Here is a 12,054-nt window from a genome sequence, read left to right as displayed (position 1 = left end):
ATCTTAAACGATATCGATGCGGTGCCCGACGACGTGCGTACCCTCAGCACGTGCGCAGCAATAAACCAGTCGTCCGCCTTTGTGTCTGCTGCCACGGCCGCCTCCCGCTGTAACTGAAACCTCTCGCCAGCGACTGGAGATTAACCGTCCTGATGTCATACCCATGTGAAGAGGTTCACACGACGTAAAACGACATCCTCGGCTCGCGTACTTCCGGCGCATGAGCGCGGTTGCGACCAGCCTTTCTTTTGTCGAGATTCAGGCACTAGTTTTCGTTTTTGAAAAATGGAGAAGTTAAGTGGCAATGGGGACAGTGAAGTGGTTCAATCCGACGAAGGGGTACGGGTTCATTCAACCAGATGCGGGCGGCAAGGACGTCTTTGTTCACATCTCGGCAGTCGAGAAGGCTGGTTTCACCTCGCTCGCAGAGGGAGCTAAGGTTAGCTTCGACGTCGTTTCAAATCGCGGCAAAGAGTCGGCGGAAAATCTACGAATCGGGTGATGCGCCCGACGTGCTTTTCAATCAAAAGGCCGCAGCGGCTAACCACTGCGGCGAACCGGGTAAAATGAATAGGTAAGTATGGAGTCCAGCCCCGGCGAGATGAAGCCTACAGCGCGGGTGCCGGGGCGCAATGTCGTCGATGTCACACATTGGGACAATTAAATGCGTCACCTTCGCTGACCGAGGTGGGACTCGCCGGGGCTGGCGAAGGCGAGCCCTCAACCCCAAGGCCGCGAAAGCTCCGGCTGCCTTGACGGACGCAGTAGTCTGCACCTGATCGGCGCAGATGCGAGCGTTAAAACAATATCGAAATTTGGCGGCTCCCTCAACGAAGCCAGCGTCAATTTACCGCTGATGCCCCAGGCCGATCCCCAACACGATAGCCTTCTGACGTAGCGCTCCCTCGGTTCGCTTGGTCATCTTGGCTATTTTTACGACAGGCGTCCGCGCCTTGGAGTGCGCCTTCAAGTCCCGAATATCGGTCTTGGTCCACTCGCGGCGAACTACTTTGTTCTTCTTGGCCACTCGGCGCTCCTTCAATGTTGAAGGCGCGGTCTAACAACATGGCGCGTGCTGCGCAACAAACGCTCTGCGCACTTACGGAGATTTAATGGCCGACAACGAACAGCTAGTTCTATCTATTTCGGCTGACACGCGGGAAAATGCAGAACCAGCAAGACAATCGAAACGGCGACTAAGGCGGTAGACGCCAAGACCACGACATCGAAGACCTTGCCGCTCGTTCTGCTCGGCACTTTGCGCCAGTGCATGGCAGTCTTCTCGCTCAGATTTTCGGCGCAGCACCAGCCCGGTCAAAGACCGGCACTTTTTCTTCGTCGTCAGGTGCTGCAGCAGATGGCGCATCTTCTGCCGCGTGCCGCAACGCTTCGGTTTGAGCGTCCAGGTCATCGACAGTTTCATTCGCCTGACTGCCGGAGTCGTGCGGTTTCGTCGGAACTTGGCCAGCGCCGGAACCAGTAACGGGATCCATTGTGCTCGACCCACGTGGCGTCCGATTTTTCTGTGTCATCGGAACCTCCCTGACGAGTCAATTTTTTCGCTCGCTGCAGGTTCCAGCCAGCAGAGTCCGCTAGCAATCGCGGCTATGCCGACGCCGCCGGTTGAAGATCTACTGACCGCGGGATGGCAAATTGGCGTGGATCGCGATAAGCGCGACGCGGAGACTGATCTCCTCCATATGCTGGAGATTCAGCGGCGGCGACCGGCCAGCGATGGCAAATATTACATCGGCGTTCATGCTGTGCTGACGACGGTGACCGCGGATGGCGTGACTCAACGTGTGGTGCACCGTTGGCGGGAGGATCGGGCGGGGAGGCCGGTGAGGCCGCAAGGAGAGGCGCGGAGGAGGCGTGAGGTGATGACGCGAGCCCGTTTGCTAGCGCCGCTGCCGCACGGACCCTGTCGTTTTTGACAGGTGCGGCCCGTCCCGATGTGGGCGCATGATCGCCGCTGAAGGACGAGGGCTGCGGCTATGCGATGTTACTACTTCCCGATCTTCCACAACGGCGAGACACAGGCGGACCAGGTTGGAGAGCTATTTGGCTCTGCTGAGCTAGCGGTCCAACACGGCGCCCGCATCGCTTTGGATATCGCCAGCGATCCCGATTGCGACCGTGATGCGGGCACGGTCGTAGTCGTGGTAAACGACTCCGGTGCAGAGATCGAGCGGCGGGGACTTAGGGGCGGGCGGAAGCGGTGGAGGTGAGGGGCTTGGTGTAGGATGGTGGGATGACTGGGGCGATATTGATTCGTGCTGCTACCACCGTGTACACTCGGGCATGCCCTCAAGAATCGATACTTATACCTCAGTTGCAAAGGCACTTTCGGCGACCCTCGATATCATCAAGCAGGTTTGGCCATACATTGGGGGTGCTGTGCTGGCGGCTGTAGTCGGCGCTTGGGCCTATCTCACGCAGTGGGGCTACATACCGGTTGTTCTTTTCTCACTGGTCGCCTTCGTGCTTGGCTTGTTTGGGCTTAGGCTGCTTAGAGGCATGCCACCAAAGGAAGGTCAGATTGTGAGCGATGATTCAGCGAAGCCTACTGGAAATGTCTACGTAACATCGCACAATCAGTCAGGCGGCATCACCGCGCAAAACGTCCACGTCAACGCCCGCATGCAGCGGGTAATGAGCGACAACCTCAAATCGGATCTGCTCAATGCAGTACCTCGAAATAAGCGTGTCGTCGTTTGGTCGAGCATGGGGAGCCAAGAGGCGCACATGCTCGCCACCGAGATATTTGCCTTTTTGAGGAGTGGCGGATTTCAAGTCTTTGGCAATTCCGCTCATCAACAGATGTTCGTCACGCCCCTGCATGGAATCCGGCTTCGCGAAGAAGGCGAAAACTTCAATGTCGAAGTTGGGTTACCTGACGGATCTGAGAGACGCTAACTTAGGCCGCATTCCGAATAGATGCGCTGCCACAGTCCCACGAATGTCGAGCCGTAGATGGTGATTGCTGCAACGTCGTCTCGAAGAGCCTGGACAGTAAATTCCCAAACGGCGATCTGAAGCCGGTCGTCTTTCTCTTGAATGTAGCGTCGGATTTTTACGAGATGGTTTTGCTTCTTGTCGTGAATGAGTTCAAGGAATCCATGCGCCAGCCAATGACGGCGCTCGCTGTACGTCGGCAAATGCTCCAACAGTGGTAGTAGCTCGTCGGAGTATTGATTCAGAGGGCCGTCAGTCTCGGCCATGATTTTCGTCGCGTTGATCCTTTTGTCGAGAGCGTAACGAAATCGACTATCAATTCTCACGGACAGGTCGGCGAGTAGAAACTCGCATTGAGCATAACTTGTTAGAAATCTGCCGCGGAGGTAGGCGACCTCGTCGGATAAGTCTCGGATCCACTGCGGAGGCAAGTTATAGATTGTCTGCATATTGATGGTCGTCGCTCACAGTACGATGGCTCGCGGATTCAAGCCAGTTAGGGTGAAGCGCTTGCGATAGAGGATCAGACGGACTGGGCACTGTCATCGGCCCGGACGAAAACGTTCGCGGGAAAACAGAGAGGATTTTTCTCTGTTCGCGGGTCGGCGAGGGTCTCCGCGTTGTTGCGATATTTCTCTACCGCTCGCCTAAGTCGCCGCTTTCTCTCAGTTCGATCGCATGACACAATTCCGGGGAAGGCTTTCCTAATGGTGTCAAGATCGGCATCGTCCGCCAGCTTCGTCTCGTTTAAAGCGTACCACCAAATCTGGAAAACCTGGACAGACATAGGAAGCTTGTTTGTCACCGCATAATAGTCCCACCAACCAACAAAGAGTGCGGCGTCATTTTTCGTATCATCGAAAGCAGCGAGCGTCTCCGCGTCCTCGCGCGCATTTCCGTCTCGATCGTTCATATGTTTGAAGGCGTTCCAATACTGCCGCTGCAGCCGGCGCAGCTTTGCAATATCCAGGGTTGGAGCGGTTTCCAACATGTGCGTTGACATTGTCGGTATATCAGCCGCGGTTGCTATCTTATCGATCAGCTCGCTGCCACCGCAGGCCAGGCATTGTACGGCTATTGGATCTTTATCCCTGATAAAGAGATCGAGTGCCGTTCCCAGTTGGTGTCGGGCAACATCGAGCTTTGTCAATTGAGCCATAGGTCAAACCGCCGTCCTTGATCAGCTTGTTGCCGCGAGAACGGGCTGACGTGATTCACTTCGTCTTCCCCTTCAGCGCCAGCCGCACCAGCGTGCGGATAGCTTCCGGCCTTGTGTGTGGGGCTCGTATTGCTTCGCGGCCCAAGCGTCGAGGGCGGACAAGTCGTCCGGCTGCAGGCGAACCAACACCGACTGGCGCTTCCCGGTGGCGCGGGCCGCGCTAGCCGAATTGCCACACACGCCAGAGGCGGTGCGAGCGCCGCGAAAAACATCTTCATGAAGTGTCCCCAGCCCCGCCGCCACCATAGGGCGAGCAGAGCCGAGGGGGCAACTAGTCTTTGGTTGGGCGTTGGGGGCGCGAACTACGCTTTAGTCCTCCCACTTGCTCCTTGGCGGTGGCACTATTTCACTTCTGGAATGGGGCCGGAGGAAGAGGGGTAGCGCGCTCCCGCTAATTTGGACCATTTCTCAGACAGAAGAATGCGCCCATGTTCTTGTCCAGCAGACCAAGATCAAGGAAATGCAGATACCACTCCACTTTCGGTCTCTTGGGAAGGGGAACGCCAGCTTGTTCGTAAAGGCCGCAAACGTAGCTGGGATCGTCCAGGTGCGGATCGATTTCAGCCACGACTCGCACGTAGTCAGTCGCGGCCCGCACAAATTCGAGATTGTGGCCGGACAGGGTGATCAAAGTCGGTACGATGACCGATCCGGGAGTGTGTCCCCTTGACGATCGTTCGTCGAAAATCTCCCACAGACGATCTCGTTCAGCGGTGATATTTGCATTCGGTTCGGTTTGCTTGAACACGGTATGATTGAAGATTCCGACGACCGTAAACTCGTTCCGAGTCACGTGCGCGAAAAGTACATCGTCGGATCGCATGCCATTGCCGGGAGCGGCGTCGAAGTGCAGGTGATGGTAGCGCATCACGTTTAGCAACATATCTTTGTCGGCCCAGCGATCAACGTCTGGGCCTGGCTCGGCAGCGGACGGCGTAAAGCCACGGGTGTTCGGCTGAAGGGACAGGTGAGGGGTGAGATCTACTCCGTTCCTCACTTTCTCAAGTAGCAACTGAACTTCGGGAGCTAGCGTCTGCCACCTGGGATCGGCCGTAGCGGTAGGCTCAATCACGACAGCGCGCGCACGCGGCGCGATGTACCTAATCTTCCAGTTTCCATAATCGATGAGCAGTGCTCTGAGCGACTTAGATTGGAGTGCCTGGAGCGAAGCCCTATCGTTCGGAAACTTCGGAATGTCTTTTGCGATTCTGAGGCGAAATGCCTTAACGCGATTCGATTCAGTCACGAGTCCCATTGAAATTCCCCAGCCGGGCGCCACCATAGGGCGAACGAAGCGCACGCGGCAACTCTACTTCTTGGTGAGGCGGTCCAAGGCGCCGTGATCTTACGGGCACCAATTGTGAACCAGTTCACACTTGTGCGCCGCGATGGCTGCTATAGCGCCCCCGCTGGGGATTTCAGGGGCCAGCAATAGAGCGCCGCCGGGACGTCGTATTTCGAGCCCAGCGGCGTAGTTTTTTGTAGGCATCCTTAGATCGGTTTGCCGGCCAATATTTCGACCTTGTCGAAATCCAGTCATTGCCTCCGCTTCCGTAGCGAAGTCCCCAACGTGGGAAGTCGGACCAACACCGGTTGTCACAGCGACAAACCAGCGACCGCCTTTTGTTATTTGAGGGTCGAAGCTGGGGAGGGGCCGTGGGGCCCGCGCGGCTTTGTCGGTTCGTAGGTCGTCGGTCATTTTTCTTCAGATCAGGGCGCGGCACTCGTCGGTGATTTCGATACCCGGCATGAGGGGGTGATCACCGCTCCTCCAAACGGGAAAGACCAAACCATTGCGTACTCTGCAATTTTCGGCAGGCAGCTCGAGGTTCGCGTGAGTAGCTACGGTGACAAACTACAGATTGGGCCGCCGCTGCGAGCGGGCGCGAAGGGGCGGGGCACTTCGCGATCCGTCAATTCGCAATAATTGGCTGAAAGCTTTCGTTCGATTATCGTGAGCTTGTCGGCTCTCGGCGTGGAGCGGACATTCGAGAGATGGTGGACATCTCCGGCAGGCCAATTCCAGCCGCAAGCAGCTGCACAAGACCCGATGGAGCGTCGATCGCCGGCGCAATAAGCCCGGTCAACTCAGGCCCACTAGCCATGAGCAATTTTCAGACCGTAACCTCCGATGGGCTGGTCTAAATGAGCGCGGGCAATGGGCAACCTAACCCTATGTAAAAACGTCGAATTTGGCACGTGACAACCCTTCCGCTCCGCACGGGAAAACGACTTCCAATATGGGTTTATGCGGTCCGACTACAGATCCTGAAGGCATGATTGAGTACTCCGGCGTCGGCGAGATATGCTATAGTTGCTCGGTCCCGCGTAGATCACGCGCATAAGTAAAGCCTTGAATTATTTCGGATAAGCTGCATCGCAACGCCGCTCATTCTCGACTGCGGCGGTGCTAAACCAAACAACAAATACAAAAGCGGGGAGTGAAGACGCGACGGGAAGCCTATGAGCAACGACGTTCATACGTGGCTACGAACGCTTGGCCTTGAGCAATATTCCGGCGCCTTCGTCGCCAACGACATCGATATGAGTGTGCTGCCGCACCTCACCGAAGCGGATCTTCGCGAGTTAGGAGTGTCTCTTGGACACCGCAAAATCCTGATAGCTGCGGCATCGGGCACCTTCGGGACAACTTGGCCGCCAATAAGCACCATTCCTACGAGCCCAAAGCTTCCACCTGAACAGCATCTCGCTTGCTCGGAGCGACCACCGGAGCGGCGCCTCCTGAGCGTCCTATTCTGCGATTTGGCAGGGTCCACCGAATTATCACGGCGGCTCGATCCCGAGGATCTCCGGGAGGTACTTCGTGGTTACCAAGATCGGGTCGCCAAGACTGTCATCCGTTACGGAGGCTACGTCGCTCGCTATATGGGCGACGGCATCATGGCGTATTTCGGATGGCCACGCGCCTATGAGGATCATGGCGAGCGTGCAGTTCGAGCCGGGCTCGAGGCTTTGGTCGCCGTGCAAATGCTTGAAACCAAAGACGCCGAGCTTAAGGCGCGTGTGGGCATCGCCACAGGACAAGTTGTTGTAGGGGACCTGTTCGCCGGCTTCGTTCGAGAGGAGGGCGCGGTGGCGGGCGAGCCACCGAATCTTGCAGCGAGACTGCAGGCGATCGCTCAACCGAATCAACTCGTCATCGCGGAATCGACCAGACGATTGATCGGCAACGCCTTCATTACAGAGGATCTCGGTGAGATATCCCTCAAAGGATTCGGCACGGGCACGAGGGCGCACCTCGTCACGTCGGAGCGTGAGGTCGAGAGCCGCTTCCACGCCGCCCATGCGGGAGAGCTGTCACCGTTCGTCGGTCGCGTAAGCGAACTCGCGCTCCTCTTCAAAAGCTGGGATCTCGCGCGTGAGGCGAAAGGACAGGCAGTCCTGCTGTCGGGAGACGCCGGCATCGGCAAGTCGCGGCTCGTCCAGGTCTTCACTGAAACACTCGGTTCAACGCCTCACGAGGTCATCCGTCTTCAGTGCTCACCATACCATAGCAACAGTGCTCTATTCCCGATTGTTCAGAACCTGTCGCGAGTGGCGGCCTTTCGGCCTGAAGATCACAACGAGCATCGTCTCGACAAGCTCGAGCGCATGCTTGCCGGCCTTGGCATCGATAGCGGTGCCGTGGGCGTCGTCTATGCCGAGCTCCTTTCACTTGACTACCATGATCGCTATGGCGAGCTTGAACTCGCGCCGCAGCAAAGGAAGAGTCTCATCTTGCAGACCCTGGTCGAGCACTTCGTGCACCGGGCCAGGCGCGTCACTCTGCTGCTCGTTGTTGAGGATGCCCACTGGATCGACCCGACCACGACCGAGTTACTCGACGCGCTATTAGCGCCGATCAGTCGAGCACCTGTCATGTTGCTCGTGACGCATCGGCCAGGCTGGAAATTTGAATGGCCTCGCGCCTACGGTCACGTGCTGTCCCTTTCTATCGGGGCCCTGACGCAGCCCCTCGTTGCCGACATGGTACGAAATATCGTCGGATTTAGATCCAGCGCTCAACTGGTCAAGGAAATCGTTGATCGAGCCGACGGAATCCCGCTGTTCATCGAGGAGATGGCCCGCTTTCTTGCCGAACGAGAGGCCAACGAGTGTGGGATCAAGATGGCGTTGCCAGCAACACTTCAGGGTTCACTCTTAGCGCGGCTTGATCGATGTGAGCCGACTGCAAGGGAGACCGCGCAAACCGCCTCCGTTATCGGCCGTGAATTCAGCCTTGATCTGCTCAGTCGTGTTTGCCGGGTTTCATCCGCGGAGCTTGATGCCGCCATCGCCGAACTCATGACCGCGCACCTCCTTCTGAGGTCAGGTTCATCCGAAGATGCGTTCGTCTTCAGGCATGCCCTAATTCAGGATGCGGCGTACCAATCTCTGCTTATGAGTAAGAGACAACATTATCACGCTGCGATCGCGCGCGCTCTGACCGAGTGCCGAGAAATAGCGGAGACGCAGCCCGAGCTGATTGCGCAGCACTTTTCCGAAGCCAATTTAGCAGAGTTGGCCCTTCCGTTCTGGCGACTTGCGGGCGAGCGGGCGATCACGCGCTCGGCGAATTACGAAGCCATCGATCATTACGAGAAAGTCTTGGCAATTGCCCAGAATCTACCGGACTTGCAAGGTCGCGAAGATACTATCCTGGAGACAAAGATTGCGTTGGGCTGGGCGCAGATAGCCGCCGGCGACCTGCAACAGGCGTCTGCCACGTTCGGTGAATCCGCCCGCGTAGCAAGAGCTATTGACGAGCCCGAAGCGCTCGCCAGTTCCGCAATTGGATTTGCGCAAGCCCATTTCTATTCTCATGATCCGCGCGATTCTTCGATCAACCTTTTGCTCGAAGCACTGCCCGCGATCGAAGATAAAGACACTCGGCAGCATTGCCAAATATTGAGCGCACTCGGCAGAGCGTTCTACATGAACGGTGATCTTGAGCGTGCAGATGCATCCAATTCCAAAGCTATCGAAATTGCACGTCGTATCGGTGACGATCGCACACTCTGCGAGGCTCTGTTCAATCCGCTTCTGGTCCCGGCTGCCCTTTCCGGCAAGCAGTCCAAAAACTTGCTAAAGCGCGTGGGCGAATTGCTGGGCATCGCAGAGCGGCTTAACGACGCAGACTTCCGTACCCGTGCTCTTGCAACTCGCATTTATTATTCTGCCGAATTCGGCGACCGCGAGGGAATGATAGGAGCTCTGGACACGTTCTGCTCGCTGACCAATGGTCAGCAAATGACGCATCAGCAGTGGGTCGGACAACACGGACATGCGATGCTGGCGTTATTGAATGGCGACTTTGCAGCCGCGGAAAGGTTTGCTGAAAGTGCCTATGAGCTCGGTCGCCGGAGATATGGTGAGAGCGTCGAGGGCGTCTATGGAATGCAAATGTTCACGATCCGGCGCGAGCAGGGCCGTCTTTCGGAAGTCGCCCCGATCGTCAGACATTTCATAGACAAAGGCAACCTCAACGCCTGGAAGCCCGGATTTGCGGTCATAGCAGCTGAACTCGGATTCAAGCCGCAGGCACAAGAGCTCCTGGATGAGTTGAGGGACACCGGCTTCGCGCTTCCAATGGATGCGGTGCGCAGCACTACCCTCTCTTATCTGGCGGATGTATGTGCAGCACTCGGTGATGCGGTCAGTGCACATGCTCTCTATGATCTGCTTGAGCCTTATCGCCACATGACAGTTACGGCGGGGGTCGTGACTGTATGCTACGGGTCAGCCGGCCGCTTTCTCGGAGAGTTGGCCGAAGTTCTAACTGACTGGGATAGAGCTGAACAGCACTTCGAAGAGGCGATCCGAATGGATCGCGGCATGCAGGCATACCCTTGGCTCGCACACACACAGCACCGGTTCGCGCGCATGCTGCGCCGTCGTAGCCGGCGTGGCGACCTCGAGCGAGCCGAAGTCCTGTTGAATGAATCTTGGACGACGGCATGCCGCCTGAAGATGACAGCCTTGATGGATAGGATTCGGGAGCAACGGCACTGAGGTCACATCGGACAAAGGAGATGCATATGCCACGTTTCATGATCGAGCGAAATTTCGCCGAAAAACTCGAGATGACAAAGGAAGGAGCAGATGCAGTTAACCGCATCAACGATGAGGAAGGCGTAAAGTGGCTGTTGACCTTTCTTAGCGCCGACAAGCGCAAGACTTATTGTCTTTATGAAGCTGAGAGTGCGGAGGCAATCAGAAAGGCGGCGCGCCGCAATGATATTCCGGCCGACGTGATCATCCAAGTGGATGAGATAACGCCAGCAATGTTTGTGTAAAGGCGGATGCGAGACAAAAGTAAAGGGCTTGAACCGTCAGATGTGGCTAGTCGGCCGTTCTCCCTGAGCGCATATGCCGGCGAGGGCGGATGGTTCAGGGCTCAAATATGCCGCTCGGTCATAAGGCGACGTGGCCAATGTCGCCGGCCTTCTTGTGCAAAGCAGACTCAGCGCCGGTAATCGCCAATTATCGAGACTCAGAGGATATCCACTCCTTCGCACCCCGGCCGCATTCTTCCGCACGCGCAAAGGGATATGGCAATTGATCGGCCAAATCCTCAGCTCTTCCACGGTCGTAAGCCACGGTCCGGGTGCCGCGGCGAAAGAGATTTGGCCCAGCGTGTCCAAAGTCGTTGGCGAGCAGATAGACGGTCGGCTCGTCCGCCGACATGAGAGCATCAAAGCTCCTCCAGACCTTTGAAGAACGGATCGGCGGACTTGGCGCGATGCTCGATCTCGGCAAGCAGCTTCGGCTCGACCCAGATGCCCCAGTGCGCGATCCGCTTGGCATAGGGCGGTGTCTTGCGGACGAGCGGTCGAAGCTTCTCGCACAACTTGGCGGCCGATGTCTTCAAAGCCGTGGTCGACCTTGACGGCAAAAACCAGATCCTCGCCTTGCGACGACCGAGATACATGCCGTCCCACTTGCCCTCATCGACGCCGAACGGCGATGGTAAGCGTCTCGCGCTGGGCACAGGTTTTCTTGACCCAAATATTGCTGCGGCCGACCGGGTACACGCTGTCGCACACCTTGGATACGACGCCTTCGAGCACGACCTTGCGGGCATGGGCAAACATCTCGCGCCCGTCGATCTCGAAACTCTCTGTGAACTGGACGTCGGTGCTGGCGAGCGCGCCTGCACCGAGGTGCAGCGGCAGGGCCTGGCGTTCGGCAGCTTCATCGAGACGGCGGAGTCGCGAATCCTGGTCGGCTACGTCCGCGCTTGGCTGCGCGACACCTTCGCCGCCTTCACGGGCGCTGGCATCCAGGAGTGATCGAGCAGAGCAGGGCGTAGGAGCCGGATTCGAGCAGGGCAGAGGCGGCGCTGAACGCGCAGGAAGCGTGACCGGGGCGACTGACGGCTCATGCCAGGAGGTGAAGGAAACAGAAATACGCCGCCGGGCTCCAATACATGTCCCGGCGGCGGTGTTCATTTCCAGCCCCGAGATGGGAACTAACAAAAACCTCGGATATAGGTCCTACGCACGAAACCAAGGAAGGTTTCAGGGCCTGCTGGTGCACGCCGCCGGGCCTATCCGCTCCCGGGACGCCTTAGACGACCCTAAACGTGCGGCGTAACTCGCGTGCTCTGACTTCTCGAACGTACGGGACTATCTCCGCAACTATGGCGTAGGCGCGCTCTCTGGGGACGCCTAGCGCGACCTTGCCCTTGATGAACTCTTCGAGGCCGACCAAAAGTTTACGTTCAGCCTCTGTCATCTGTTGAAGAGCGCCCGTTTCCTGCTTGAGTGCGTCGTCGTCAGACATCAGTGCCTCATCCTAGTGGTGGCTGCGGCGAGCCGGGACAAGTACGGCGCCGGGCTTAAATTGGCCCGGCGGCGGTAAGGTTCAATCTGTTGGGA

13 protein-coding genes are annotated in these 12,054 nt (G+C 57.4%); 6 read left to right on the top strand and 7 right to left on the bottom strand.

Annotation, left to right across the window (positions count from 1 at the left end):
• Positions 1–298 precede the first annotated feature (298 nt).
• A complete protein-coding gene (locus AC1DW2_RS42455; RefSeq protein WP_477009069.1) occupies positions 299–502 on the top strand; it encodes a cold-shock protein in 204 nt (67 codons plus the stop codon).
• A gap of 345 nt (positions 503–847) precedes the next feature.
• On the opposite strand, the gene AC1DW2_RS42450 is transcribed toward AC1DW2_RS42455, so the two are convergent.
• Positions 848–1,027 (bottom strand): hypothetical protein, encoded by a 180-nt coding sequence (locus tag AC1DW2_RS42450; RefSeq protein WP_477009068.1) that lies wholly within the window; start codon positions 1,025–1,027, stop codon positions 848–850.
• 72 nt (positions 1,028–1,099) lie between these two features.
• Positions 1,100–1,423 carry a hypothetical protein gene (locus AC1DW2_RS42445; RefSeq protein ID WP_477009067.1) on the bottom strand — a complete coding sequence of 108 codons (324 nt, stop codon included), beginning with the start codon at positions 1,421–1,423 and terminating at the stop codon, positions 1,100–1,102.
• 571 nt (positions 1,424–1,994) lie between these two features.
• Here AC1DW2_RS42445 and AC1DW2_RS42440 point away from each other — a divergent pair.
• Positions 1,995–2,228, top strand: coding sequence for a DUF6894 family protein (locus AC1DW2_RS42440; RefSeq protein ID WP_477009066.1), 234 nt, complete (start codon positions 1,995–1,997; stop codon positions 2,226–2,228).
• Between the two features lie 73 nt (positions 2,229–2,301).
• Entirely contained in the window at positions 2,302–2,916 is a 615-nt protein-coding gene (locus tag AC1DW2_RS42435) for a hypothetical protein (protein WP_477009065.1), read from the top strand.
• Here AC1DW2_RS42435 and AC1DW2_RS42430 read toward each other — a convergent pair.
• From AC1DW2_RS42430 to AC1DW2_RS42420, 3 genes are all read right to left on the bottom strand, one after another.
• A complete protein-coding gene (locus AC1DW2_RS42430; RefSeq protein ID WP_477009064.1) occupies positions 2,913–3,221 on the bottom strand; it encodes a hypothetical protein in 309 nt (102 codons plus the stop codon). The genes AC1DW2_RS42435 and AC1DW2_RS42430 overlap by 4 nt on opposite strands.
• A 257-nt stretch (positions 3,222–3,478) precedes the next feature.
• On the bottom strand, positions 3,479–4,114 hold the full coding sequence (locus tag AC1DW2_RS42425) for a hypothetical protein (RefSeq protein WP_477009063.1): 636 nt from the start codon (positions 4,112–4,114) through the stop codon (positions 3,479–3,481).
• A 451-nt stretch (positions 4,115–4,565) separates the two neighbouring features.
• Positions 4,566–5,429, bottom strand: a complete 864-nt coding sequence (locus AC1DW2_RS42420) for a hypothetical protein (RefSeq protein WP_477009062.1) — start codon at positions 5,427–5,429, stop codon at positions 4,566–4,568.
• A 1,208-nt stretch (positions 5,430–6,637) separates the two neighbouring features.
• On the opposite strand from AC1DW2_RS42420, the gene AC1DW2_RS42415 reads away from it, so the two are divergent.
• Positions 6,638–10,186, top strand: coding sequence for an AAA family ATPase (locus tag AC1DW2_RS42415; RefSeq protein ID WP_477009061.1), 3,549 nt, complete (start codon positions 6,638–6,640; stop codon positions 10,184–10,186).
• A 26-nt stretch (positions 10,187–10,212) separates the two neighbouring features.
• On the top strand, positions 10,213–10,470 hold the full coding sequence (locus tag AC1DW2_RS42410) for a DUF4242 domain-containing protein (protein ID WP_326904368.1): 258 nt from the start codon (positions 10,213–10,215) through the stop codon (positions 10,468–10,470).
• A 398-nt stretch (positions 10,471–10,868) separates the two neighbouring features.
• Here the strand turns inward: AC1DW2_RS42410 and AC1DW2_RS42405 are convergent, their stop codons facing one another.
• On the bottom strand, positions 10,869–11,024 hold the full coding sequence (locus AC1DW2_RS42405; protein ID WP_477009060.1) for a hypothetical protein: 156 nt from the start codon (positions 11,022–11,024) through the stop codon (positions 10,869–10,871).
• Position 11,025: 1 nt separating this feature from the next.
• Here AC1DW2_RS42405 and AC1DW2_RS42400 point away from each other — a divergent pair, with 1 nt between their 5' ends.
• Positions 11,026–11,466, top strand: a complete 441-nt coding sequence (locus AC1DW2_RS42400; protein WP_477009059.1) for a hypothetical protein — start codon at positions 11,026–11,028, stop codon at positions 11,464–11,466.
• A 277-nt stretch (positions 11,467–11,743) separates the two neighbouring features.
• Here the strand turns inward: AC1DW2_RS42400 and AC1DW2_RS42395 are convergent, their stop codons facing one another.
• On the bottom strand, positions 11,744–11,959 hold the full coding sequence (locus tag AC1DW2_RS42395; protein WP_477009058.1) for a hypothetical protein: 216 nt from the start codon (positions 11,957–11,959) through the stop codon (positions 11,744–11,746).
• Positions 11,960–12,054: the final 95 nt, after the last annotated feature.

This window comes from Bradyrhizobium sp. P3_C3 (assembly GCF_056402655.1).
The sequence above is the reverse complement of the archived record's forward strand: the minus strand, read 5'-3'. Positions and strand labels throughout refer to the sequence as shown.